General features: G+C 51.7%; 24 protein-coding genes. 16 read left to right on the plus strand and 8 right to left on the minus strand.

The window, feature by feature from the left end:
• Window positions 1-2: 2 nt before the first annotated feature.
• Complete coding sequence (locus tag OU421_RS07515; RefSeq protein WP_268187882.1) at window positions 3-650, minus strand: 30S ribosomal protein S7; 648 nt, start codon at window positions 648-650, stop codon at window positions 3-5.
• A 2-nt stretch (window positions 651-652) separates the two neighbouring features.
• The gene (locus OU421_RS07520; protein ID WP_268185455.1) at window positions 653-1,081 is read right to left on the minus strand and encodes a 30S ribosomal protein S12; all 429 of its coding nucleotides are present in this window, start codon (window positions 1,079-1,081) and stop codon (window positions 653-655) included.
• Window positions 1,082-1,453: 372 nt separating this feature from the next.
• Here OU421_RS07520 and OU421_RS07525 point away from each other — a divergent pair, with 372 nt between their 5' ends.
• Genes OU421_RS07525 through sepS form a run of 9 tightly spaced genes read left to right on the plus strand, consistent with a single transcriptional unit; the run spans window position 1,454 to window position 9,994 of the window.
• Window positions 1,454-1,867 (plus strand): 6-pyruvoyl trahydropterin synthase family protein, encoded by a 414-nt coding sequence (locus tag OU421_RS07525; protein ID WP_268185456.1) that lies wholly within the window; start codon window positions 1,454-1,456, stop codon window positions 1,865-1,867.
• On the plus strand, window positions 1,864-2,472 hold the full coding sequence (locus OU421_RS07530; RefSeq protein WP_268185457.1) for a 7-carboxy-7-deazaguanine synthase QueE: 609 nt from the start codon (window positions 1,864-1,866) through the stop codon (window positions 2,470-2,472). Before OU421_RS07525 ends, OU421_RS07530 begins: the two co-directional genes overlap by 4 nt.
• A gap of 1 nt (window position 2,473) precedes the next feature.
• On the plus strand, window positions 2,474-3,145 hold the full coding sequence (queC, locus tag OU421_RS07535) for a 7-cyano-7-deazaguanine synthase QueC (protein WP_268185458.1): 672 nt from the start codon (window positions 2,474-2,476) through the stop codon (window positions 3,143-3,145).
• Window positions 3,142-3,660: an NUDIX hydrolase gene (locus OU421_RS07540; RefSeq protein ID WP_268185459.1), complete on the plus strand. Its 519-nt coding sequence runs from the start codon at window positions 3,142-3,144 to the stop codon at window positions 3,658-3,660. Before queC ends, OU421_RS07540 begins: the two co-directional genes overlap by 4 nt.
• Complete coding sequence (locus OU421_RS07545; RefSeq protein ID WP_268185460.1) at window positions 3,657-4,535, plus strand: alpha/beta hydrolase family protein; 879 nt, start codon at window positions 3,657-3,659, stop codon at window positions 4,533-4,535. The genes OU421_RS07540 and OU421_RS07545 overlap by 4 nt, the downstream gene beginning before the upstream one ends.
• Window positions 4,536-4,589: 54 nt before the next feature.
• Window positions 4,590-5,861 carry a peptide chain release factor aRF-1 gene (gene prf1, locus OU421_RS07550; protein ID WP_268185461.1) on the plus strand — a complete coding sequence of 424 codons (1,272 nt, stop codon included), beginning with the start codon at window positions 4,590-4,592 and terminating at the stop codon, window positions 5,859-5,861.
• The gene (gene argS / locus OU421_RS07555) at window positions 5,862-7,526 is read left to right on the plus strand and encodes an arginine--tRNA ligase (protein WP_268185462.1); all 1,665 of its coding nucleotides are present in this window, start codon (window positions 5,862-5,864) and stop codon (window positions 7,524-7,526) included.
• Window positions 7,507-8,406 (plus strand): 4-demethylwyosine synthase TYW1, encoded by a 900-nt coding sequence (gene twy1 / locus OU421_RS07560; RefSeq protein WP_268185463.1) that lies wholly within the window; start codon window positions 7,507-7,509, stop codon window positions 8,404-8,406. Before argS ends, twy1 begins: the two co-directional genes overlap by 20 nt.
• Before the next feature lies 1 nt (window position 8,407).
• Entirely contained in the window at window positions 8,408-9,994 is a 1,587-nt protein-coding gene (gene sepS, locus OU421_RS07565) for an O-phosphoserine--tRNA ligase (protein WP_268185464.1), read from the plus strand.
• Window positions 9,995-10,026: 32 nt separating this feature from the next.
• Here sepS and OU421_RS07570 read toward each other — a convergent pair whose 3' ends face one another.
• Window positions 10,027-10,917 carry a metal-dependent hydrolase gene (locus OU421_RS07570; RefSeq protein WP_268185465.1) on the minus strand — a complete coding sequence of 297 codons (891 nt, stop codon included), beginning with the start codon at window positions 10,915-10,917 and terminating at the stop codon, window positions 10,027-10,029.
• Between the two features lie 232 nt (window positions 10,918-11,149).
• Here OU421_RS07570 and OU421_RS07575 point away from each other — a divergent pair, with 232 nt between their 5' ends.
• Window positions 11,150-11,788 carry a TMEM175 family protein gene (locus OU421_RS07575; RefSeq protein WP_268185466.1) on the plus strand — a complete coding sequence of 213 codons (639 nt, stop codon included), beginning with the start codon at window positions 11,150-11,152 and terminating at the stop codon, window positions 11,786-11,788.
• Between the two features lie 213 nt (window positions 11,789-12,001).
• Window positions 12,002-13,306 carry an MFS transporter gene (locus tag OU421_RS07580; RefSeq protein WP_268185467.1) on the plus strand — a complete coding sequence of 435 codons (1,305 nt, stop codon included), beginning with the start codon at window positions 12,002-12,004 and terminating at the stop codon, window positions 13,304-13,306.
• A gap of 136 nt (window positions 13,307-13,442) precedes the next feature.
• On the opposite strand, the gene OU421_RS07585 is transcribed toward OU421_RS07580, so the two are convergent.
• Both OU421_RS07585 and OU421_RS07590 read right to left on the minus strand, forming a co-directional pair.
• Window positions 13,443-13,631 (minus strand): hypothetical protein, encoded by a 189-nt coding sequence (locus OU421_RS07585; RefSeq protein ID WP_268185468.1) that lies wholly within the window; start codon window positions 13,629-13,631, stop codon window positions 13,443-13,445.
• A gap of 16 nt (window positions 13,632-13,647) precedes the next feature.
• Window positions 13,648-13,833, minus strand: coding sequence for a hypothetical protein (locus OU421_RS07590; RefSeq protein WP_268185469.1), 186 nt, complete (start codon window positions 13,831-13,833; stop codon window positions 13,648-13,650).
• 117 nt (window positions 13,834-13,950) lie between these two features.
• Here OU421_RS07590 and OU421_RS07595 point away from each other — a divergent pair, with 117 nt between their 5' ends.
• Window positions 13,951-15,705 carry a DUF2070 family protein gene (locus tag OU421_RS07595; protein WP_268185470.1) on the plus strand — a complete coding sequence of 585 codons (1,755 nt, stop codon included), beginning with the start codon at window positions 13,951-13,953 and terminating at the stop codon, window positions 15,703-15,705.
• Between the two features lie 128 nt (window positions 15,706-15,833).
• Here the strand turns inward: OU421_RS07595 and OU421_RS07600 are convergent, their stop codons facing one another.
• Window positions 15,834-16,184: a hypothetical protein gene (locus OU421_RS07600; protein WP_268185471.1), complete on the minus strand. Its 351-nt coding sequence runs from the start codon at window positions 16,182-16,184 to the stop codon at window positions 15,834-15,836.
• Window positions 16,185-16,390: 206 nt separating this feature from the next.
• Between OU421_RS07600 and OU421_RS07605 the strand changes: the two genes are divergently transcribed.
• The gene (locus OU421_RS07605; RefSeq protein ID WP_268185472.1) at window positions 16,391-17,374 is read left to right on the plus strand and encodes a phosphoribulokinase; all 984 of its coding nucleotides are present in this window, start codon (window positions 16,391-16,393) and stop codon (window positions 17,372-17,374) included.
• 17 nt (window positions 17,375-17,391) lie between these two features.
• On the opposite strand, the gene OU421_RS07610 is transcribed toward OU421_RS07605, so the two are convergent.
• Entirely contained in the window at window positions 17,392-19,647 is a 2,256-nt protein-coding gene (locus OU421_RS07610; RefSeq protein WP_268185473.1) for a DEAD/DEAH box helicase, read from the minus strand.
• Window positions 19,638-20,705, minus strand: a complete 1,068-nt coding sequence (locus OU421_RS07615) for a ribonuclease H-like domain-containing protein (RefSeq protein WP_268185474.1) — start codon at window positions 20,703-20,705, stop codon at window positions 19,638-19,640. The genes OU421_RS07610 and OU421_RS07615 overlap by 10 nt, the downstream gene beginning before the upstream one ends.
• Before the next feature lie 139 nt (window positions 20,706-20,844).
• Between OU421_RS07615 and OU421_RS07620 the strand changes: the two genes are divergently transcribed.
• The 3 genes from OU421_RS07620 to OU421_RS07630 all read left to right on the plus strand — a co-directional run bounded on the left by OU421_RS07620 (window position 20,845) and on the right by OU421_RS07630 (window position 24,178).
• On the plus strand, window positions 20,845-21,975 hold the full coding sequence (locus OU421_RS07620) for a hypothetical protein (protein ID WP_268185475.1): 1,131 nt from the start codon (window positions 20,845-20,847) through the stop codon (window positions 21,973-21,975).
• A 377-nt stretch (window positions 21,976-22,352) separates the two neighbouring features.
• The gene (locus OU421_RS07625) at window positions 22,353-23,084 is read left to right on the plus strand and encodes an ABC transporter ATP-binding protein (protein ID WP_268187883.1); all 732 of its coding nucleotides are present in this window, start codon (window positions 22,353-22,355) and stop codon (window positions 23,082-23,084) included.
• Entirely contained in the window at window positions 23,069-24,178 is a 1,110-nt protein-coding gene (locus OU421_RS07630; RefSeq protein ID WP_268185476.1) for a SufB/SufD family protein, read from the plus strand. Before OU421_RS07625 ends, OU421_RS07630 begins: the two co-directional genes overlap by 16 nt.

The raw sequence follows: 24,178 nt of genomic DNA on the forward strand, positions 1-24,178 counted from the left end.
TTTTAGCGTGCAGACTTTGCCACACGTTCGCGTTCTTCTTTCTTTCCGACAGAGAAGCATCGGACATCGCCACCTGCTGCTGCAATGAGTTCGTCTGCAAGGACATTTGCGACCGGCTTCTTCTTCTTATGAGATGCCTGGCGCACACCACGTGCAATGAACATCAGTGCGGTGTCAACACGGCGCTGGGGAGCGGTATCGACCGACTTCGGGACGTTGATACCACCGTACTTCAGACGGACGGTCTCTTCACGGGGACCGGCATTTGCAATGGCATCAATGAGAACTTCCACAGGGTTCTTCTTTGTCTTCTGGTTGATGATGTCAAATGCATCCTTAACAATGCGGGTGGTGAGTTCCTTCTTGCCGGTGTTGTTCTCTGTCTGCATGAGCTTGTTAATCAGGCGTTCGACAATGAGCATGTGGCTCTTTGCAAACTGGGTGCCTGCAAGCTTTCCGCAGGAGTGCGGTACAATCATGGACTGGGTGCTGATATAGCGGACCAGGCCGGGGTCGTTGATCTGGACTTCTGAGAGGTCCCACTTGTTGAAGAGGAGGTGTCCGGGAATGACCGGTTTCTCTTCAGCCGGTGTGTCAACGACCGGTTCTTCGACAGCGACATCTGCCTGAATTTCTTCCTCTGCCATCATGATCACCTGCGTGGCTTCTCCTTCTTGCCAATGACCATTTCACGGAGACAGACATTGTTTACTTCAATGACCTGGTAGCGGACACCGGGGATATCTCCCTTTGAACGGCCGAGACGTCCACCAATGCCCTCAATGGTGACTTCATCGTGTTCATCGATGAAGTTGATGGCACCATCGCCGACTGCAAATGCAGTAACCTGACGACCGTTTTTGATCAGCTGAACACGGACACATTTCCGGATAGCTGAGTTTGGCTGTTTTGCTTCCACTCCGACCTTCTCAAGAACGATGCCCCTGCCCTGGGGTGCACCTTCAAGAGGGTCTGACTTAATGTCGAGACCGAGCTGGCGGCGTGCATAGTTAGTGTCGCGCCACCTGTTCTCCTTGGCAGTGCGCTTACATTTCCGCGCTGCAAATTTTCCATTTCCCATTAGGTTTCCTCGCATTTCAGCATGAACGACAGGCTCACCTGAGGATTCATGCCCGGTTTCGAAATTGATATTCTATTGTGACTGAGACGAATAGGATAAATCAATGGCAAAATTCCACCGAATTGTTGATTCACGTGTGTATTTGATTGATTCCCTATCCGTCTCCGCCGCTGTCACCTGACATACCAGATTTCTGCCTATATATTTACACAGGGTGAGTAATAAATACTGTCGTGCGTAGGCATATCATTTTGACCCCCGTGATGCGCGCCATATGGTGCGGGCGCATTCTGGTGTTGGACACTCTGCCATGTGGGGAGTCCCTCTAAGACAGCCATAAAATAGTATCCTCCCCCATTATGTTTCATAGTTATGAGTATGACAATATACAAAGAAACCTATTTTGAGGCAAGTCACCGCCTTCTTAATTATACCGGCAAGTGCTACCGCCTGCATGGGCACCAGTGGCGTGTTGAGGTATGGATAACGGGGGATGTTGAACCTGAGTCGCAGATCCTTGTGGATTACAACTGTATCAAACAGGTGGTGAATCGGTTTGATCATCAGGTCATCCTCAATCTCAAAGATCCGATGGTTGAGTGTCTCTCCACATTTCAGGAAGTTATCACAACCGAGGGTGACCCGACGTCGGAGAACCTTGCCCGTATCATTGCAGGTATGATCGATGAATCCTGCACCGCTGATGGAATACCTGCCTCGGTCACAAAGATTCGTGTATGGGAATCTACATCCTGCTATGCCCAGCTTACCTTTGATGTTATATGAAAATAATCGAGATTTTCTCTTCCATATCCGGTGAGGGCCTCAGACAGGGTCTTCCGGCTACCTTTATCCGGTGTGCCGGTTGTAATCTTAACTGTGTCTGGTGTGATACCCCGGAGTCACACGGGGAGGGAACAGATATGACGATACGGGAGATTGTCTCAGCAGTTTCTACAGGGATGCCCCGCTATGTCATTATAACCGGCGGGGAACCCCTGCTCCAGGAAGAGGAATTAAAAGAACTGCTGGTGGCACTCCGGGATGCCGGGTATCGCATAGAAATAGAGACAAACGGGACACTCAGTTTTACGGAAGTGCAGGAATATGCCACCATAAGCATGGACATCAAGTGTCCGTCATCAGGAGAGGTGTCAGACCCAACATTACTCGCTGACATCCGGGAGGAGGATGCCGTGAAGTTTGTTGTCATGGACCGCACCGACTGCCTGTATGCACAGGGAGTAATTGAGTCCCATGATATTGCGGGCACGGTATTTATTTCGCCGGTATGGGGGGGTAATTACCGGGAGATTGCAGATTTTATTCTGGATGAGGGAATTGCAGCACGCTTTCAGCTGCAGCTGCACAAATCAATTGGGATGAAGTGATATGAAAGCAGTATGCCTTCTTTCCGGTGGGATGGATTCATCTACGCTTGCCTATGTGGCGAGAGACATGGGCTATCGCATCATCGCCCTGCACCTCCGCTATGGCCAGCCGACCGAAGATACCGAATACGATTGTGCCCGGAAAATTGCCACATCCCTGGATGCTGAGGAATTCTTTACGGTGAATATGGACTATCTCCGTCGTATCGGGGGGTCCAGCCTGACCGATGATTCACTGACCATAGGAGACCATACCGGGGGCGAGGATGGTATCCCGAATACCTATGTGCCATTCCGGAATGCGAATCTCATTGCAATTGCGACCTCACTTGCGGAGGCCCGTGGGGCTGAGGCAATCTTCATCGGTGTACAGGCTTCGGATTATGCCGGGTATCCGGACTGCCGCCCGGAGTTCATCGAGGCATTTCAGCGGGTGATCGATACGGGAACTGCCGACTCCACGCACATCAGGTTGATGACACCGTTTGTGAATATGTCCAAGACAGAGATCCTGAAACAGGGATTTGCCCTCGGGGTGCCGTATGAGGACACCTGGTCGTGTTATCGTTCTGGCGCACCGGCCTGTGGCACCTGTGATTCCTGTTATTATCGCCTCGCAGCCTTCCGTGAGGTGGGCAGGGAAGATCCGATTCCCTATGAGGTGCGGAAATGACCGGGAAACCGGTTCCCGGAAAAAAGAAGATCACGCTGGATACTATCACCGTAACTCTGCCGTCAGGCGTAGTGAAGGAGCGGCGTGTCGTCCGTCCCGGTCATGCGGTCGCAATGCTCCCCATTGAAGGAGACTGCTGTTATTTGGAACGGCAGTACCGCTTCGCCGTCGGTGAATGGATCTATGAGGCTCCCGCAGGTACGATTGACCCCGGTGAAACACCGGAAGAGACTGCCTTCCGGGAACTGATAGAAGAGACCGGGATGGCAGCAGACACGCTCATCTCCCGGGGGAAGATATACCCCGCACCGGGATACACCGATGAGGTTATTTATCTTTTTGAGGCCCGCGGCCTCTCTCCATCTGGTGCGTACGGGATGGACGAGGACGAGCAGATTGAAGTGGTCAAGGTCCCCCTCCGTGAGATGGAGGAGATGATTCTGGATGGCCGTATTATCGATGCGAAGACCATCTGTCTTGCCTATCATTACTTCAGGGGGCAGACCGGCCAATGAAGCGGATGGCGCTTGTTCTTTTTTTCTGCATGACTGCAGCGGTCATGGGGGCGGGATGCACCACCTCTGACACTGTGGCGGCAGCACCTGCCTACTCCCTTGATGAGGAAGGAGCCCTCGTGATCATCGGCATCACGCCGGTATATACTGAGGCTGCCACCGTGGTCTCCGGGATCAATGATAGTATCGGGCTCTCGGACCTGACATTCTCCGGAAACAATGGTGATGTCCATGCACTCCTCGTCGCTCCCCCGGACCCGGTGGCGGCAGCGGTGCTGGTACCCGGTGCCGGTGTCGCAGCAGCAGCACATGAGGAGCGTGCGGTCTCCTATGCAGAGGAAGGAATTGCAACTCTCGTCCTTGATGTGCGAGGGAATGGCGGAGAAACGGCCGGGCATACCGGTGGCCTTGCAGAGGATCTTCGCTGGTTCGTCTCCGGTAAAACCCCGCAGTGGTATCTGACAATAGGAGACATCGTGGCCGCGAGAATGATGCTCACAGAACGGTTTGATGTGCCCGTGTACATCATCGGATCATCGAACGGTGGCATGACCGGTGCAGTTGCAGCAGCCATCGACTCCGGTGTTGCCGGATACTTCGGTGTATCAACTTCAGAGATCTCTGTTGGGGATGATACCGACTCAGATGTTCGCGCATTCGTTCGCTCCGTTGACCCCGGTGCATATGTGGCGGAGATATCGCCTGCACCTGTGTGGCTGTTTCACTCGCCCACGGATGCGGTGATTCCGTTCGAAAACGGGCTTTCTCTCTTCAACGCAGCGAAAGAACCAAAGAATTTTGAGGCGTTCAATGGCACTCACGGGATCAACCCTGAGGTTGATTCCATGATCACCGGTGCTATACTCACCTTTTAATGTTCCTGAGAGAGAATTATAATACCAATTTGCCACCCGGAGGCAAAATCAAGCATGGCAGACGAAGTGGAGATGGACAGCGCCCGAAAGCGCTATGAGTTTAAAAAGACCCTCGAACGGCTGAAGCAGAAAGAGGGCAGCGGCACCGAACTGATAACAATATACATACCGCCCGACAAGCAGATACATGATGTCACCGCCCAGCTGCGTGACGAATTCGGGCAGTGTTCCAATATTAAGAGCAAACAGACACGCACGAATGTTCAGAGTGCCATCTCCTCGATTCTTTCGCGTCTGAAATACTACAACAAGCCGCCAGAACATGGTCTTGCCATCTTCTGCGGGGCGATCAAGATCGGCGGCGACCGCACGAATATGGACTGCACCATCATCGAACCTCCTGATGTTGTGCCGCTCTATATGTACCGGTGCTCCTCGCGCTTTGAACTCGAACCGATGGAGCAGATGCTCGTTGAAAAGGAGGTGTACGGGCTTCTGGTCATCGACCGTCGTGAGTCATTCCTTGGATTCCTGCGCGGAAACCGCATTGAGCCAGCCTCCGGTGTGACATCTACGGTTCCCGGAAAACAGCGAAAAGGTGGTCAGTCAGCCATGCGTTTCCAGCGTCTCCGCCTGATTGCTATTAATGAATATTACAAAAAGGTCGCAGACCGCGCAACTGATGTCTTCATGGCAGAACCGGATTTCTACAATCGCTTCAAGGGTGTGTTGATCGGTGGCCCCACGCCCACAAAGGAAGAATTTGCAGACGGTGGATACCTCCACCACGAACTCCAGAAACGCCTCATTGGTCTTTTTGACGTATCATACACCAATGAATCCGGTCTTGCAGAATTGGTCGACAATGCACAGGATGCCCTTCGTGGTGTTGAGGTGATGAAGGAGAAGACTGTCATGGACCGGTTCTTAAAAGAACTGATCAAAGATGACAGCGCCTCTGCATATGGAGAGGAATCGGTGCGTAAGAACCTCGAAATAGGTGCAGTGGATACGCTGCTCCTCTCTGCGACTCTGCGCAAAGAACGACTCCATGTCAGGTGCCAGAGTTGTGATTATGCAAAGGATGAAACTGTGCAGGTAGAGCCGGGCAAGTCTGCAAATGATATCGACCTTGGAAACTGCCCGAAGTGCACGGCACCGCTCTATATTGAAGAAGAGACAGACATCATCGATGAACTGACAGAACTCGCGGACGCAAGCGCAACGCGTGTGATGATCATATCTGACGATTTTGAAGAAGGAGCAATCCTTTACAATGCATTTGGCGGAATTGCTGCTATACTGCGATACAGGACAGGATACTAAATGTACCAGGATACATACCAGGCTGTGGAGACAGCCCTGAAAGATGCGACAGGAGCAGACGATGTGCTTCTTGGCGATGGCGGGGATCATGCGGACCTTGCATCGACTATAGCTTTTGCGCTCGCAAAAAAAGAGAAGAAGAATCCTGCAGTGATTGCAGGAGAGATTACTGCAGCTATCGAGGAGACGCTCGCAGAAGCGGGCATTACGGTTGCAACCATCGGGCCGTACATCAACTTTGTCTTCGGCCCTTCATATGTCGCAGGTGTGGTTAAAGAGGCTATTCAGCCGGGCTATGGGCGTCTGCCCGATGTGCCGGGGCGGGTATGTCTTGAACACACATCGGCAAATCCCAACGGCCCCCTGCATGTGGGGCATATCAGAAATTCGGTCATCGGTGACACCCTTGCACGGGTATTCCGGAAGGCCGGGTATGACATCGATGTTCAGTACTACCTGAACGATATGGGCCGTCAGATTGCAATCGTATCATGGGGATTTGATTATCTTGATATTCCGCAGAATGAAGGCGAAAAAGACGATCATTACATTGCTCGTGTCTATGTGGCGGCAAACCGTGCGATTGAGTCAGATCCTGCAATAAAAGAAGAGATCGACCGGCGCATGGGTCTCATTGAACAGGGAGATCCTGAGATGGTGGAGAAGTTCCGCCGGGCGGTATCTCTCTGTGCAGAAGGGATTAAGGCCACCTTACATCTGCTCCATGCTACCCATGACCGGTTTGTCTGGGAGTCCGGATTTGTACAGGATGGTTCGATGGTTCGGATCCTCGATCGGGTGGAGGCCCTGCCCGAAGCATCCCATGATGACATCCTTGCAGTAGATCTTACTGAAGCCGGGTTCGAGAAGGAGTATGTACTGCGCCGTTCAGACGGGACGAGTGTGTATGCCGCCCGTGATCTTGCCTACCACGCGTGGAAGGGCGAGAACTTTGACCGCCTGATTGATGTGCTGGGAGCAGATCACAAGCTTATCGGTGCACAACTGCAGGCGACGATGAAACTTCTGGGGGAGACGGCACCGGAGATCGTCTTCTTTGAGTTTGTGAGCCTTCCGGAAGGGTCCATGAGCACCCGTGCCGGGAAGTTTATCTCCGCTGATGAACTCATCGATGAGGTGACAAAGAAGGCATTTGATGAAGTAACTGTTCGCCGTCCCGAGCTGCCTGAGGAGGAACGCCGGGCCATTGCTGCATCGGTAGCCATCGGTGCAGTCCGCTATGATATTGTCCGTGTTTCGCAGGAGAAGAGCACGGTCTTTGACTGGCGGCAGGCGCTGGACTTTGAACGCCAGAGTGCCCCATATATCCAGTATTCGCATGCACGTGCCTGTTCCATCCTTGCAAAGGCAGGGGAGTTCACCCCGGCATATGAGTTCACAACCGATGCCGAGATTGCACTCGCAAAGCACATCGGGCTCTTCCCGGTGGTGCTGCAGACGGTGGTGGATGAACTCCGCCCGCATCATCTTGCAATCTATGCCCGTGACCTTGCGGATCTCTTCAATGCGTTTTACCACACCGACCCGGTCCTCAAGGCTGAGGCGGAGGTGCGGGATGCCCGGCTGACCCTCGTCCGAGCGGCACAGAATACCCTGAGCGAAGTGCTCGAAACCCTTGGTATCGATGCAGTCAGAAGCATGTAAGGCCCTCTTGAAACAGGGCTATCAGTTTTTTTCTCCCCGATCGTCTGCGGCCCTTAAGCCATGTATGTGGAATAAACGCACCCTCCGCGGCGGGGATATGTGTTATAAGGCACAGTTCTATGGCATTGAGAGCCACCGCTGTGTCCAGATGACCCCGACTTTGAAGTGCAACCAGCGTTGCCTCTTCTGCTGGCGGTCAATGGAGTATGAGGTGGTGGAAGAGGAGGAGTGCCCGCCGGAGGTCATCATGGAGCGTCTGCATCCTCTCCAGAAGAAGGCGCTTGCCGGTTACAATCCGGTTGCAAACAGTGTGGTCGACCGGAAACTCTGGGAAGAGGCACTTGCGCCGAATATGGCCGCCGTCTCCCTCTCCGGAGAGCCCACCCTCTACTCACAACTGCCTCGTCTTTTTGATCTCCTGAACGACGCCGGATTTACGACATTCCTTGTCACCAACGGCACCCGGCCGGATATGGTCCGGAAATGCAGTCCGTACCAGACCTATGTCTCTCTGGATGGCCCTGACGAGGAGACCTACCAGCGTGTCTGCCGCCCGATGGAGGACTCGTGGGAGCAGGTAACAGAGAGTCTCTCCCTTCTGGGAAGCAGGCGTTCAGCGATACGCATTACGGTTGTCAAGGGGCTCAATGATATCAGTCCGGAGGGGTACGCCCGCCTCATTCAGGATGCGGGCCCCCTTTATGTCGAGGTGAAGGGATACATGTATCTTGGCTACTCGCGTAACAGGCTTACCCGTGCGCATATGCCGACCCATGAGTATGTAGCGGCATTTGCAAACGAAATTACGAAATACTGTGATTACGAAGTCTACGATGAAAGCCCGGTGTCCCGGGTGGTCTGTCTCACACGCGGTGAATAATATGAAATTTAGTCCAGATGAATACCGGGAATTAGCACGCAGTGACTTTGAACATGCCTGGAATAAAGGGCCGGAGATTATTGATCCGGTTGGGGCGGGTGAAAAATACCCCCGATTCCAGTATAAATCCGCCCGCCGGCATCCAATCGCAGAGACCACTGCACGGCTGCGGGAAGTCTATCTGTCTATCGGGTTTGACGAGGCACGGGTGCCGCTCTTTATCGATGAAAGTGATGTATACCGCCAGTTTGGGCCCGAGGCATCCGCGGTCCTTGATCGTGTCTTCTATCTTGGCGGCCTGCCGCGCCCGAACGTGGGAATCGGCAAGGAGCGAATTCTCCGCATTGAGGAGATTCTCGGGAAAAGTCTCGGTGAAGAGGGAGAAGCACATCTCCGTGAAACCCTCCATGCATACAAGAAGGCAGAGGTGGACGGTGATGAGCTCACCTATGAACTCTCAAAGGTGCTGGTATGTGACGATGCTCTTGTCGTACGCATCATGGATGAGGTATTTCCGGAATTTCGTGCACTGACACCGGAGTCATCCCGTACGACCCTGCGCTCCCATATGACCTCCGGGTGGTTCCTTTCCCTTGGTGCGATGTGGGACCGTCTGCCCCTTCCCATCCGGCAGTTCTCCATCGACCGGTGTTTCCGCCGCGAACAGGAAGAGGGCCCGACCCGCCTGATGACTTATCACTCCGCCTCCTGTATCGTTGCAGGGGAGCATGTGACGGTGGAAGACGGCAAGGCGGTTGCAGCTGCCCTCCTGAAGGCATTCGGATTCGAGGACTTTGAGTTCCGACCGGATGAGAAGCGCTCGAAATATTATATTCCTGACACCCAGACCGAAGTGTACGCCCGCCACCCGGTGCATGGCTGGGTGGAGGTCGCGACCTTTGGCATGTACTCGCCCTCTGCTCTGGCAGAATACGGGGTAGGTGTCCCGGTGATGAATCTGGGCCTCGGCGTGGAGCGCCTCGCTATGATCGAGTATCAGGCTGAAGATGTTCGCCAGCTCACCCATCCACAGTTCTTCCCACCGGTCTTTACGGATGCAGAGCTTGCCGGAGGCATCGATCTGCGGGAAGCCCCGCAGACACGGGAAGGCATCCTCATGGCAGAAGCAATTCAGAAGGTTGCAACCGCTCATGCCTCAGAAGAAAGTCCCTGTTCGTTTGAGGCATGGGACGGGGAGTGCTGTGGAACGCGTCTTCGTGTCTTTGTCGAGGAAGAAGAGGAAAATTCCCGTCTCTGTGGCCCGGCGGTCTTCAATGATGTCTATGTCGAAAACGGGAAGATTCTTGGGGTGCCGGACACGAAAAAGTTCGCAAAGGTGAGGGCCAACGGTGCGTCCGCGGGGATCTCATATCTGGAAGCAGTGGCGAACCTCGCCGCCGCACGCATAGAGGAGGCCGCCTGTGCCGGTGAAGGCACCCGTGTGCAGGTCAAGATGGCAAAAATTCCCTCCGATGTGAATCTGAAAATTGAGAACTATGTGATGCGCACCATCACGGACAACAATAAAAAAATTGATCTACGCGGCCCGGTCTTTGTCACGGTCCGTAGTGTGCTGGACGAAGAATAACACATCTTTTTTGGGGCATGTGCCTCCCTTCTTCAGGAGCGGATTTCCGGCACTGGTATCAGAAGGGATGAATGATCCAGTGGATAGCGGAATATTTTCTCCTCCCTAAGGGGATCGTGGAGCAGAATCTGATCGCCCCGTCGTTCAGCTGTGACGATGTATGAGTGGTAGTAAAGCCGTTTCACCTCTGGCAGCATCGCAATTCCTGCCAGTTCGTCGGGAGTGATATTCAGGTATTTTTGGTACACGGTTTCCCTGCCTGTTCCGTCCGGAATGGAGTATGGCCGGACAATAAAGGACTCGTCTGTTTCAACAATTGTGATCCAGCGTGTGGGATGTATGGTGGGAATGGCCTCCCCGTTGGTCTCTATATTGGCATATGCAGCAATTCCTCCATATACGAGTATGATTGCCAAAAATATCGCCAGGTATGCTGTGTAGTGCCGTTCTCCCGCTCGTCCGGTCAGGACGAGAACGAAAAGGGTCAGACTCAGAAACAGAATGGGAAGGGACGGACCCGGGAAAATACCCACTGTGAATTTCTCTGTTGAAAATGGCCAGAGAAGGGGGATGCCGGGATAGGCGAGGTAGTCGAGGAATATGTGCAACATAGCACCTGCAAATATTGCAGCACCAGCCATTAGGGTGACTTCTTGAGGAAAGAATTGCCCGAACCAGGAAATGCCGGAGAGGAAGTATAGAGCGCAGAATATCACCAGGGAGAGGAGTGTCGCACCAACAATGCTGTGGGTAACACCGCCATGGGTGAAGATATACTGCGAGGGTTCGTCATCCGGGATGATAAAGAATGTTGCGTCAATATCCGGGATTACCGCACCAATAATGGCAAAGGGGACGAGGGCTGCGTTACCTGCAAGAAGCAGTGGGATTGCTATTGCAAATGCATGCGTGAATGAATCCACAATGCGCTGTTTTGCTATTATGATACTAAATGGTATCCGATGCAGCAGATAAGCAGGAATCGCACTTTTGGCTGAGTATCCGGAATATGTCCCGGCCCGGTGTATTTCTCTCTCTTCAGGATACATTATGGATGAGGGGCAGGCGTCCTGATACTAAATCGTCACGTTTCTTATTCTGGAGAATGAAATAAACAAATAACATATGGGGACTGGAAGCGTCCGGGGTATCAATATGCAAAATATCAGCAAATTCACCAATATTCTTGAGAAAAATCGGATTGAAGCTCTGACGGATGGTATATACGCAATTGTACTCACTCTTTCAGTTCTGATGATTGGAACAGGCCTCTATTCGGGTTCGGTTGACAGCAGCACATTTTATTCATCCCTGCATGAAGCTGTCCCCCAAATATTCAATTACGCTCTCTCATTTGTCCTGTTGTCCATATTCTGGGTTGTCCACCACCGGCAGATGAACAGCATTGTCCATGTTGATAGTCTCTATATCTGGCTCAATATGGGGAGCCTTTTTTTCATCACCCTTATCCCGTTCACCACAAACCTGAACTCTGACTTTTCAGAATATCCTCTGGCAGTCGCGATTTATGCGGCAAATATTATGGTGATCAGCCTGTCCTATACCCTCAGCTGGTTTTATGCAGCGAGAGGCAGGCGTCTGGTTGCGGATGACCTGTCGGATTCAACCATACAAAACGGGATTTGGCGGGGACTGCTGACAGCGGGAGTGTCAGTGATTGTAATCGTCGCCGCTTATTTCATTCATTCGGAATGGGCAACAATATTCTTTCTGCTGATCTTTGTCGGAGGGTTCTTTATCAAAAATCCGAAACCAACAAACGATCCCACATGATTCCTTTATCCGGGTATCGGACGACTGTCACATGTACCGGTGGGGCATGCAACAGACCCTTCATCCGTTTTATCTGTCGTTCCACCTGCGGAAGATGCAGATTCAGGTAAATCCCTGTATGTATGGTTCTGCTCTGATGGAATGCATTGGAGAATACGGCTATCATGCGTGACAACGATAGATTGAATCACATTTCGTACCTGAGAGATTTCCGTGAATAACCCTGCTCAACCCACGCCGTGTCCGGTAACCCCGCACACCAAAACCCGTATCCTTGTGGTGATATCGCTTTCCGTCTTTATTTCTCTCGTGGGTATTGGTATGGTTGTACCAATCCTCTCGGTCTATGCCGATACCCTCGGTGCATCATCGTTCTGGATTGGTGTAGTATTTGCGGCATTCTCATTCTCACGCACTGTATGTATGCCCATCTTTGGCCGGTTGTCTGATCGGTATGAAAAAAAGCACCTGATGGCGGGCGGACTCTTTTTTTATGCGATAATCTCTCTCGGGTATATCATCGCCCCCACGGTTCTTCTGCTCACTATTGTCAGATTTATCCACGGGATAGCCTCAGCGATGGTTGCACCGGTTGCAATGGCGTATCTGGCCGGGATTGCGGGCAAAGGGGAGGAAGCCCGCATCATGTCGCGGTTTCAGGCCTCGATGCTCTTCGGATTTGGGGCCGGACCCCTGATGGGTGGCGTCATCTATGACCTCTTTGGATTCTCCGCGGCCTTCTATGCATTGATGGCATTCTCCGCCCTTTCCTGTCTGATCGTTGTCCTCTTTCTCCCTGAAGAACGGATATTTTTGTCCGCCGTGGGAAGCGTCAGAGATGCAGAGAATTGGGGCGGTGATGGTGAAGATCATGGGAACTGTAGACCTGAACCGAAACGTCGGGGGGGTCGGGAAACCCTTCGCGGGCTTCTCCTCCATCCGCTCTATGGCGGCACCATGATGCTGTCGTTTGCGAGTGAATTCGGCATGATAGGTATCCTTGTCTTCATCCCGTTATTTGTACCATTTTTTGGAATCACGCCCGCAGGCGCAGGAATTATCATATCACTGAATGTGTTTGTGGCGGGTATTCTTCAGATGGTATTCGGTCGTATTGGCGACCGTGCCAACCGGTGTGTGCTCATCATTCCGGGAGCCCTGATCTTTGCCGCGACCGTTGCAGTATTTCCGTTCTGCACCACACTCACCAGTTTCCTACTGGTGTCATTTGTGAATGCTGTGGGGGCTCTCTTCTTCTTCCCTGCGGTGAGTGCCACGATGGTGGAGGCCGGCCGGGAATTTGGCATGGGATCAACCATGGGTATCTACAACTCCGTTCGTGGTGCAAGCGGTATAATTGCCCCTCTTGCAGGAGGCCTTGTTGCCGATGCCTTTGGACTGGAGGCAGTCTTCTTCCTCATCGGAGTGTTCATTGCCGCCTGTGTCGGTATATTCTTCCTGCTTGCAGCCTCGTCTGTCTACGGATATCGACAATCCGGAAAAAAAGAGAATATGTGAAAATGTGCTGAATTTTAACGTTTCAGGTATTGACGAATGGATAAATACCGGAGTGGACGCTCTGTCCGTATTTTCATCCGGAATCTTTGACCGGGCATGCGGTTGTATGCCTCTTTTGGGGGTGGTGAGTGGCAGCTTACTTTTTTTCAGCACGTTCCTCTTCTGCTGCCACAAGTACTGGTGCAATCGTCTTTGAATAGATACTTCTTTTTGCGAGTGTTGTAAGCCGCCGGGAGTAATGTATATGCGCAATCTGAATGCCTGCAAGGAGGCCGAAACAGAGCGATACGATTCCGAGGAGCCCCGCACTTAATAGTTCAACCATTTATCCCTCCTTTCATTCAACTCTGCCGTTCCAGTTCATCGATGAGCGGTTCAATAGAATCAACATCCCTGCATTCATCCGCCACGGCGAGAAACCGTTTTTTAAAGTGAAGTGAGAAACCATAGTATCCTCCTGCACAGCCGATTGCAATGCATACGACCGCTATTCCCAAATATATCCAGAGATCCTCCATTGAGATCATGCAAATCTTACGGTTGACGACGCTTAATGGTATCCATGCATTCTTTAACCCTTGTTCCTTTGGTAAACTCTGGTTCGAAAGCTATTTGGTGATGTATGTGCCACGTTCGCATACTTTATGGTTGCTGACTCGTCGTCTCAGCTGGAAGGCCTCTCTGCATTGATCATGCAGGCCCCTTCCTGGCGCCGTTCTGTCCTTCTCATCCTTCTTCTTGGCGGGGCTATTGAGCTGATGCTGGTCCTCGCCGGTACCAGACACTCGGAGATCGTTGCCTATGCGGGCATTCTGCTCTTTACGGTACCAGCCCTTGTGGCCACATGTGTGACACCCCCTCTTGTGCGAAGGGGTGGAAATGACATCACGCCTGACTGGTCGGCCCTCATTGCGCTGGGCAGCTGTATTGTGACAATTCTCATCACTCTCTCTCCGGTGCTGCTTCTTGCAACAGACTTTGTCATTCTCTTCTTTGCCGCATCACAGGGGATTGTCTTTTTCCTTAGAATCCTTATTCTCGCAGCAATTGTTGATCATCATTTCCGACAGATCCTGATCCCTGCGCTGACACAAACAGCCGTTGCCTCTTTCTTTGGATGGCTTCTGTTGGGAGATTTATTTGCTCTCTTTGTCATTCCGCTGCACATCTTCTTCTGCCTCGCGACATGGGCTTTCATCTGGATCCTGGAACGGCCGATGAAACAGGCGCTTGGCCTCTCCCCCCTTGGGTTTGCCAATGCATTTATGGCCCATATGATTGAGGGTTCAACCGCATTGGAGGATTTCTTCAGGCAGATGGGAGACTCTGTGACAGTCGTCTTCGGAACGCTTCTCTTCCGTCGAAATGGGCGTGAAGCGATGACAGTGACCGCCCCTAATCTGCATCCGGGGCCGCTCGGGGAAATTGGTGGTTCTGCACTGCCCCGCATCCTGACAGAAAGTATGAACGGTCGGGCGCTGGTATTCCATGGGATGGCCACCCATGACTTTAACCCGGTCTCTGCATCTGAAGTGGAGACGATTGCGGAATCCATCCGGGATGCACAGAAGGAGCCGCTGGACTGGTGTGCAACTGCTACCCATGCACAGCGGTATGAAGCCGGTTCTGTCTCTGTCCTTGCTCAGGCGTTTGGCGACACGATCTTCATTGCTGCTACACGGTCACCCAATATCACCGATGATGTGGAGTATGCAGTCGGTCTTGCGATTATCGAGGAGGGTAAACGCTGGTTCCGGCATGTCGTCCTTGCAGATGCCCATAACAGCTTCATCGACCTCCCCCCACCTGTACTCCTGGGAAGCCGTATCGCAGAAGATTACCGGGAGGCGGCGGCGACGGCCTGTAAGGCGCTTGTGGGGGAGCCCCAGTACCCCTATTCCATCGGATTTTCGCAATTGGATGTGCCGTTTACTCATGAGGAGGGATTTGGTGACCTGGGAGTGATGGCAATGGTGACAGTGGTTGAGGGAAAAGAGACTATCTGGCTTGTCTTTGACGGAAACAATCTTCATTTCGGTATCCGTGAGGAACTTCGGGATCTGTTCATTCAGGAATCTGATGAATGCGAAATAAGCACCAGTGACACCCATGTGGTTAATATGGCGTCCGGAAAAAATCCGGTCGGGTGGAAAGTCCCGCTTGCGCTTTTTCTGCCGTTTGTGCGTGAAGCGGTGGACTGTGCCCGGGAGGATTTGGCCCCTGCAGAGAGTGCCGGCGGGACTGCCTGCTGTGCGGATATCGTGGTCTTTGGATCCCAACGTATTACGCAGCTTGCAGGGATTGTCACCGGGAGTGTTGGCATTGTATGGCCGGTGGCCCTTATTATCACAATTATGGCGTTTGTCTCAACCGGTGTGGTCTATTTTCTTTTAACGTGAACAGCGGGGGGATGTCATACCAAACATCAGGATCTGTTCTTTTTAGATATAGGGGGCCTTATAGGTCCCTTGGGTGCCGGTGGTCAAAGACCCTGTCGACGGTTGAATAACATGGAAGGTTTGGTGCGTTATTCATAACTGCGATCGTGATCCCCTTCTGATTCTTTTACCAATGCCTCAGTGTCTGCAAAGTCTATCTTCAGTCCACCGAATATTCCTGCCGCAAGGTTGTAGATGACGGCGACAATGGCACCTGTGATAAACCCGATAATGGCATAGACGACTGTCAGGACAAGGATCGCAACAATCGCCCAGACAAGGGTCGCCTCTCCTACGGGCAATGGATAGAACGGAGCAGCAGCAACACCAAATATTGCGACCAGCACTGCCAGCACAGCCGCAATAAACCCAAGCACAAGGGATACTGCGGCAAAGATCTTTGCACATGAAAAAACGTTGATACTTCTGATTTCAGCCATAATTCCTCTCAATATTGTTTTGCTTGTCTTTGATACGTAAAAAGATGATGGTTTCCTACGATGCGACCGGTGAATACTATCATTCTCACATGAATACTATTGTCGTTTGCCTGCCCGGATCGAATTATGGATGATGTGTTTTTCTCAGTTGCCGCTCATAATCTGTACCAGAGCCCTTTTTATCATCGGATGAAAAGGTAACATGGATGGAAACCGGGAATTTCAGGGAGGGAATACGCACGTCTGCGTGTATCTACACCATCGGTGTTGCAGGGGATTCAGGGTCGGGAAAAACCACCTTTACCCAGGCCTTTCGTGCAATCTTCGGGCCTGATCTGGTCTGTTCGTTTTCGATGGATGATTACCATCTGCTCGACAGGGATGGCCGTGCAGAATGTGGCATCACACCACTCCACCCGGATGCAAATAATCTGTCTCTTTTTGAGGAGCATCTCGGCCTCCTGAAGGGGGGGCAGACGATAATGAAGCCTTCGTACAACCATACGACCGGCACCTTTGATCCACCTGCCCCGTTTACTCCCAAAAAAATTGTCATTGTGGAAGGTCTCCATCCGTTTTCTACCGAAAATATGCGGAGATATTTTGATTTTACCTGTTATGTTGACCCGGATGATGCAGTGAAGTATGCGTGGAAGATTGCCCGCGATGTAGGGGACCGTGGCTATTCCCCGGAACAGGTGTCAGCGGAGATTAACGCACGTAAACCAGATTATGAGGCATATGTGGCGCCGCAGAAACAGTATGCCGATGCAATCCTAAGGATCACGCCGTCGGTCTTTGACCCGTCCGGGGAACGGGGGATATATGCGGTCAGTCTCCTGCAGGAACGGTTTGAAAAGACGGTTAAAAACATTGTCATTCCTCTGGATCTCTTTGCGATGACATCACTTGCAGAGCGGGATTTCCTCATCGCGTTTCAGTCTGAAGAGCTGTATGGAAGAGAGATGGGCGCTGTCCACTTTGATGGTGATTTCCGCATTGAGGTGATCCGGCGTCTGGAGGAGGCGGTGGAGGAAGAGACAGGTGTGGGTCAGGTCTCTCTTTATGCCGGACGGGAGTATGTGAGTGCCACAGAAGCAATGGAGCTGATTCTTGCATGGCGCATCATCAACCGGCGTATCTTTATGGAGTACCGGATGCAGGATGGTGTCTGCATGCCGGTGCAGTGATGGGAGGGCATCCCGTCTCATCGTGAGAGGGTGTTTTGCCCATCTCTATTGCACATATTCTGGAGGAGCATTGCAGCACCGGCCTTGTCAAGCGGTTGGTTCATTGACCCGCATTTGGGTGAAAAGATGCATGAAGGGCATCCATCCTCACAGGGACACTCAGATATCAGGTCCCGTGTCATCCGGATCATCTCTGCAAACCGGGTGTACCCGGTGGCGGTCAGGCCTGCTCCGCCTTCATATCCGTCATAGACCATGATAGTGGGTAACCCTGTCTTCGGGGCGCAGAGAGTGGAAAACCCTCCCAAATCCTGTCGGTCGCAGAGGACTGCGGCAGGCATCATTGCGATGAGTGCATGTTCGATAGCATGCAGTGCACCCGCGGGGTCATGACCTGCGGTTTCAAGGGTTGTCATATCTTCCGGGGTGAAGGTGAACCAGAAAGCCTCGGTTGCAAATGTAAGAGAGGGCAAAGAGAGTGGTTCAGTAGATACCGGTCTGCCATACCGGGTCACCCGGTAAAAGGGATGGCTTTCGGTGATCATTACATGCCCAAATGAGAGCTTGCATCCCATCGTACGGGTAACGGTTTCTTCCTGTGCAGATTCAGGATATCCCGATGTGTGGACATTTGTCCGGTAATCAATATCTGCACGTTTTGCCTGTATGACACCTGCATCCGTGTCAAGAGAGGTGATAAGGTAGGTCTCTCCTGCATGCAAAAAGACCGCACCCGGGTGTGCCTCCCGAAAGGCCTGTCCGGTTTCAATCGTTTCAAGCAGTTTTCCGTTTGAAACGATCTTTAGTTGATTTCCACCGGTTCCTGAGAGATGCACGATCTCTGTGGGACGTGCTGATCCACTGTATACCGCACCAAGGGGGGTGCGAGTGAGCACCCCTTCCCGGGTGAGTTCATCAGTAATTTCTGATGCAGATAGGCCGAACCATACAGCGCACTCATCTGGGGTAAGTGGTAGTTCTGCTGCTGCGCAGAGTAGGTGACCAGCAAGGATGTAGGGATTTTCCGGACAGATTGCAACGTTCTCCGCCGCCTTGTCAAAGAATGCGTCCGGGTTGTGCATATAATACTGGTCAAGAGGATTTTCCGATGCGACAAGGATTGAGAGTGCGTGCCGGGTTGTTCGTCCTGCTCTCCCGGAACGTTGCCAGGCAGCATTCCGGGTGCCGGGAAATCCTGCCATGATGACTGCATCGAGACTGCCGATGTCAATGCCGACTTCAAGGGCATCGGTTGAGACAATTCCCCGGAAATTTCCCTCCTTCAGGCCTTGTTCCAGTTTACGACGGTCATGAGGGAGATATCCCGCACGATATGTGGGTATTCTCTCCCTTTGATGCCGCTCTGTCATAGTGGCGAGTGTCTCGGCCCCTTTCCGGGAATTGGTAAATGTGAGCGTCTGCATGCCGTGTCCGACACAATATTTCATCAAAGACGCAGCAGCCTGATAGGTGGTATCCTTTCTCTCCGATATGAAATGGGGGTTGTAAAATAGGAAACTCCGGGGCCCTTCCGGTGCACCTGAGGCGTGTATCACAGAGACATCCCTTCCCGTGAGAGTGCGTGCAAAAGGGCCCGGGTTTCCGATAGTGGCACTGGCAAGGATGACTCGTGGGTGGCTTCCGTAATTGGCGGCCACCCTGAGCATTCGCCGGAAGAGGAGAGCAGCGTGTGACCCGGCCACACCACGATACCGATGTGCTTCATCGATGACAATATAGTGAAGATTTCCCCAGAATCGTTGCCAGAGAGAATGCCAGGAGAGGATATGGTGCAGCTCATGCAGATTTGAGAGGATGATCCGGGACGAATTGCGGATATCTTTTCTTCTGCTTTTTGGGGTGTCCCCATCATATACTGCAGGTCCTGCCGTCGGAACGATTTCCTCAGCGATGGTGGAGGCCGTTTTGAGCTGATCACGGGTCAGTGCCTTTGTCGGAAAGAGCAGAAGGGCACAAGCATTGGGGTCTCTGCTCAACCCTTCGAGGATTGGTATCAGGTAGCTGAGTGTTTTTCCGGATGCTGTTGGGGTCGTGAGCATCACATCTCTGCCTTCGTGAAGAGCACTGCGTGCAGCAACCTGGTGTGCGTAGAGGCGCAGGTTTCTCTGTTTTATATAATGTTGGACAGTATCTGCAAGGGGGGGGTTGGGTTCAGCATATTGTGCTGCCGCACCGGAAGATTCCTGCCGGTGCGTAATATGATCTCGATATTTTGGATCAGTGCAGATGGTGTCGGTCAGTGTTACGGGCACAGGCATCCCTCCAGAAGACGTTCGTATATTCGGGGAAGATTCGCGATATCAATACGGTTATGTTCAGTAATCGGAACCAGTGGTCCGGGATTTCCTAAACGCTTGTACGTCTGGTAATACCATGGCACCATACTTCCGGGCAGATCATCTTCCCGATACCGGCCCAGTATTTCCCCTTCCACCGTTCCGAGTCTGCAGTCGGGGAGTCGCCATTTCCACTGCCGGCGTACGTGATGGAGAAGATCGGTATGTGTTGGTTCGGCAGGTGCACGAATTCCATAATATCCTGCACGATCTCTGAGAAACGGGTAATCAAAGGCCCTTCCGTTATAGGTGACAAGACGCGTGGTTTCGGTGATTTCTCCCAGAATCGCAGAGATGGCGCTGGGTTCTTCCCCGATATCCCGAAGCAGGTACTGGGTGATTATCATCTCTTTTCCATGTATTCTACCGGTTCCGAGGAGTATCGCAGGCCGGGAAAAGAGTCCCAAAGTTTCGATATCAAAGAAGAGGAGTTCATGGATTGGGGTGGTGAGAGAGAAAAGCAGAAAGAGATTATCTGAGGATGATCGTCGTCTGCAGCAGTATGATTCAAGATATGCCCAGTCCTCTGCTGCCACCGCATCTGAAATGATATGTGCGTCAGCACTAAACCTGCTATGAGATTTAAGCTCTGAGATGCTCCTGATACCTTTTCTGCGCAGTTTATCTGCTGTAATCTCACCGATGCCTGGAATGAGACAGAGATCCTGCATGATGGTGTCTGCAAGGGTGGTTATCTCAGGCCGGCTAATACTAATTTCCTCAGAACTTTCGATAGCATAGCAGGTTCCCTGTAAGGTATGGACTTCATGCCCGCCAAAGAGATCCTCTACCGTGCACCCTTCATATTCTGCCAGAAGACTACGTTGCATCAGGTGGGGGTTTATTGATGATGAGATGCCTGGAAACCATCCGGTCTGTTCTGGTAGGGGTGTGCATGATGCTACGTCATATGTAGCAGCTGTTTCACCAGCCCATCTCTCTGCAACACCGGTTATCAGTCTCCCGTCATACATCGTCTGTATGGGTTTTCAGAGTGTACATAGTAAAATGCATGCCGGGGAGGGCGAAAGTGAACCGGAGCGATAGATGATTCTGAACCGGCGGTAAACAGGATGGTGAACCTTTTCTGTATCCCTGACAGAATCGATACTAATGAAACAGGTCCATTGGCGATATCTTCTTGTGGCGGGAATCCTTGTCGTCTGTGCTGCTACATGTGGGTGTACCACATCGTTTTTCAATCCCGGGCCGGCGGCAGAGTATCCGGTGATTGGTCCCTATGAGGATGATGGAAGAATTGCTACCTCATCGATGGAATTTCCCTTTCAGGAGAGGACCGTATCCATATCCGTGAATGTGTCAAAGAGTCTGTATGATGCGGCATCAGGAGCTGACAAAAATGCGGTTCTTCTGGGTGAATGGAAAGAAGATGATGACTGGACAACCGGATACTATCTTTCTTTTACGAATTCTCCAGAGATGGAGCAAGTCTATTCTGTGACTGCAAAAACCCTGAAGGAGGAAGCATCAACCGTTGCTGAAGACAGTGATCAATATCTGGAATACCTGACGGTCTATGTGCAGTCACTGGCATATGATGTGAGTCCGGATGCTGCCGGGCCAAAATTTCCAGTTGAGACGGTAATCGATACGGCGGGTGACTGCGATGACAAAAGCATTCTTCTGGCCGGTCTTCTTGCAAGAGAAGGGTTTAACGTTTCGCTCTTTTATTTCCCCGGTGATTCGCATATGGCAGTGGGGGTGGCTGCAGATGAACCTGGATACCGTGATAGTGGATATCTCTTTATTGAAACTACTAATCTGAGTCTGATTGGCATACCCACCAAGAACTTTGAGAACGGTGCCACACTCACAGCAGACCTCTTTGTGATCCCTGTCGGAAATGGCACAAAAGAATACGGAAGTGCAGATGAAACACGGAGGATTGACCGTGCAGCGGGCGTTGCACGGGCTCGTGCAGAAGAAGAGGAAGCAGCCCTGATCTTGATGGAAGAGGATCTTGATGCGATGAAACGTGCACTGGACAAAGAGAATTCCGCCCTTTTACAACTGAAGGATTCCGGTGATATCAGCGGATATAATGCTGCGGTTGCAGATTACAACCTGCATGCGACCGAATACAATCGCGCTCTGGATGATTACCGTACCTGTTATGATGACTATCTCTCAGATGTGGAGTTTTTCAATTATGTCGCCACTCATCTCTACGATCGTCCCGGACTCTCGGAGAAAGTAGCTGACTGGGAACGTGGACGAGCCTGACACTATCTGTTGTAATCTCCCTTCTCTTTTTTCCGGTGTTCCTCAGGCGAAGATAATGGGGTAGGATGTCCGGGGGGTTAGTGCGTAGGTGTATGTATTCCTCCTTTCACCTGTTGTCCTGCTGGAGAAAAACGCCTGTTTGGACATCTGACTTTTTCGGGTGATCTGCGGATATTCTTTTGCCCGGGTTGCAATGAACTGAAATGTTTCTGACATACTGGAGAATTTCGTCATTACCTATAAGAGAGTGAGCTGTGCGGGGGGTGAAAGTGAATTTGCATTTCTGGTGTGGATGACCCATGTCCCCTATCATTTTTTGAGAGTAATGACGACACCCCTATATCCAATCCGGTCAGATATAGATGATAGATGGTGCTATGTTAAAGATTGAAAATCTCCACGTTGAAGTGGGCGGAAAAGAGGTGATTCATGGGATTGATCTGCAGATTCCTGAGGGAGAAACCCACGTCCTGATGGGACCAAACGGATCCGGAAAGACAACCCTTCTGCGTTCAATCATGGGTTTTAGTAATTATACTGTAACGGAAGGACGCATCCTCTTTCGTGGGCATGATGTCACCGAACTCCCATTGCATGAGCGGGCACGCTATGGCATGGGCATGATGTTTCAGCGTCCGCCTACGATAGCGGGACTTAAACTTGGCAAATTGCTCGATGTCATGTCAGGCGGCACCCCTGCAAAGGCATACGAATATGCAGAGACAATGAACATGAGCACATTTCTCGAACGTGACCTCAATGCCAATTTTTCAGGCGGGGAAATCAAACGCAGTGAAGTGCTTCAGCTGCTCGTGCAGCAGCCCGATTTTGTCATGCTGGATGAACCGGAGAGCGGTGTGGACCTTGAAAATATTGCTCTCATCGGGAAGGCCATCGCCCGGCTTGTCGATAAGGACCGCCATATTGTAAACCGCCAGAAATCCGGTCTGATTATTACCCACACCGGATTTATTATGGATTATCTGGAGGCAGATGCCGGGCATATGCTCTGTGACGGTATGATCCGGTGCCATGGCAATCCGCGTGAGATACTGAAGGTAATTCAGGAAAGAGGATATCAGGAGTGTATTGAATGCGCAAAGGTGTAAATGGGTTTGCCGACCTCTCCCCTGAGGACCGGGAGCGGGTGGAACAGTCAGGAATTATGCTGACCTCAGAAAATCGGTGTGGAAGTTTCTTCCTGGAAGATCAGGAGGTCCGTCAGACGTCCTGTACCTATGAAGGGATTGAGATGCTTCCGACAGCAGAGGCATTAAAAAAATATGACTGGCTCAAGGATTATTACTGGAATCTTGTTGATAAGGACAAGGATGAATATACGCAGTATGTTGCAGGCCAGGAACCCCGTGGGTACACTATCATAGCCAAAAAAGGAAGCAAGAATATCTTTCCCCTTCAGACCTGCCTGTTTATGGCAACGGATGATATCCAGACCGTACACAATATTATCATTGCTGAGGAAGGGGCTGAGCTGCACCTCATCACCGGGTGTGTTTCAAGCCACTCTGTGGGTCACGGTTCGCACTATGGAATCACTGAATTTTATGTTGGCAAAGATGCCCTCATCAGTACAACGATGATCCATACCTGGGGTGAAGATGTAACGGTTATCCCGCGGAGTGCCGCAAAACTGGAGGAAAACAGCACATTCCTCTCAAATTATATCAGTATGAAACCGGTGAAGCGTGTCCAGATGTATCCTGAGGCCCGGTTAACCGGGAAAAATTCAGTGGCCCGGTTCAGTTCAGTAATCCTCGCACCGGAGGGTTCGGATCTTGACCTTGGTCAGCGTGCCATTCTGGAAGCGAAGGGCACAAGTGCTGAACTCCTCTCCCGTGTGATCACCCGTGGGGGAAATGTGATGGCAAGAGCTCACATCATTGGCGGAGCAGAAGAGACTCGTGGCCATATCGAATGCAAAGGTCTCATTCTGGAAGATGGGATCATTCATGCGATTCCGGAAATTGAAGGAAGGCTGACAAATACTGAACTCTCGCATGAAGCGGCCGTGGGAAAGATCGCCCGTGATGAGATTGAATACCTGATGGCCCGTGGTCTTGACGAGGATGAGGCAACGGCGACGATCATCCGTGGGTTCCTTGATGTGAAGATACAGGGTCTCCCGGATTCACTCCAGCGGCAGATTGATGCTGCGATTGACGCCGCTGAAGACGGGTTCTGA

This window comes from Methanogenium organophilum (genome assembly GCF_026684035.1).
Classification (GTDB): domain Archaea; phylum Halobacteriota; class Methanomicrobia; order Methanomicrobiales; family Methanomicrobiaceae; genus Methanogenium; species Methanogenium organophilum.

Excerpts from the sequence above, each read along its gene's own strand:
- OU421_RS07525 (WP_268185456.1), top strand. The coding sequence starts at position 1,454 with ATGAGTATGACAATATACAAAGAAACCTATTTTGAGGCAAGTCACCGC.
- OU421_RS07600 (WP_268185471.1), bottom strand. The coding sequence starts at position 16,184 with ATGGCTGAAATCAGAAGTATCAACGTTTTTTCATGTGCAAAGATCTTT.
- OU421_RS07615 (WP_268185474.1), bottom strand. The coding sequence starts at position 20,705 with ATGTATGACGGGAGACTGATAACCGGTGTTGCAGAGAGATGGGCTGGT.
- queC (WP_268185458.1), top strand. The coding sequence starts at position 2,474 with ATGAAAGCAGTATGCCTTCTTTCCGGTGGGATGGATTCATCTACGCTT.
- OU421_RS07545 (WP_268185460.1), top strand. The coding sequence starts at position 3,657 with ATGAAGCGGATGGCGCTTGTTCTTTTTTTCTGCATGACTGCAGCGGTC.
- OU421_RS07595 (WP_268185470.1), top strand. The coding sequence starts at position 13,951 with ATGGTTGCTGACTCGTCGTCTCAGCTGGAAGGCCTCTCTGCATTGATC.
- OU421_RS07520 (WP_268185455.1), bottom strand. The coding sequence starts at position 1,081 with ATGGGAAATGGAAAATTTGCAGCGCGGAAATGTAAGCGCACTGCCAAG.
- OU421_RS07605 (WP_268185472.1), top strand. The coding sequence starts at position 16,391 with ATGGAAACCGGGAATTTCAGGGAGGGAATACGCACGTCTGCGTGTATC.
- OU421_RS07575 (WP_268185466.1), top strand. The coding sequence starts at position 11,150 with ATGCAAAATATCAGCAAATTCACCAATATTCTTGAGAAAAATCGGATT.
- prf1 (WP_268185461.1), top strand. The coding sequence starts at position 4,590 with ATGGCAGACGAAGTGGAGATGGACAGCGCCCGAAAGCGCTATGAGTTT.
- argS (WP_268185462.1), top strand. The coding sequence starts at position 5,862 with ATGTACCAGGATACATACCAGGCTGTGGAGACAGCCCTGAAAGATGCG.
- sepS (WP_268185464.1), top strand. The coding sequence starts at position 8,408 with ATGAAATTTAGTCCAGATGAATACCGGGAATTAGCACGCAGTGACTTT.
- OU421_RS07620 (WP_268185475.1), top strand. The coding sequence starts at position 20,845 with ATGAAACAGGTCCATTGGCGATATCTTCTTGTGGCGGGAATCCTTGTC.
- OU421_RS07590 (WP_268185469.1), bottom strand. The coding sequence starts at position 13,833 with ATGATCTCAATGGAGGATCTCTGGATATATTTGGGAATAGCGGTCGTA.
- OU421_RS07625 (WP_268187883.1), top strand. The coding sequence starts at position 22,353 with ATGTTAAAGATTGAAAATCTCCACGTTGAAGTGGGCGGAAAAGAGGTG.
- OU421_RS07530 (WP_268185457.1), top strand. The coding sequence starts at position 1,864 with ATGAAAATAATCGAGATTTTCTCTTCCATATCCGGTGAGGGCCTCAGA.
- OU421_RS07630 (WP_268185476.1), top strand. The coding sequence starts at position 23,069 with ATGCGCAAAGGTGTAAATGGGTTTGCCGACCTCTCCCCTGAGGACCGG.
- OU421_RS07540 (WP_268185459.1), top strand. The coding sequence starts at position 3,142 with ATGACCGGGAAACCGGTTCCCGGAAAAAAGAAGATCACGCTGGATACT.
- OU421_RS07515 (WP_268187882.1), bottom strand. The coding sequence starts at position 650 with ATGATGGCAGAGGAAGAAATTCAGGCAGATGTCGCTGTCGAAGAACCG.
- OU421_RS07585 (WP_268185468.1), bottom strand. The coding sequence starts at position 13,631 with ATGGTTGAACTATTAAGTGCGGGGCTCCTCGGAATCGTATCGCTCTGT.
- twy1 (WP_268185463.1), top strand. The coding sequence starts at position 7,507 with ATGCAGTCAGAAGCATGTAAGGCCCTCTTGAAACAGGGCTATCAGTTT.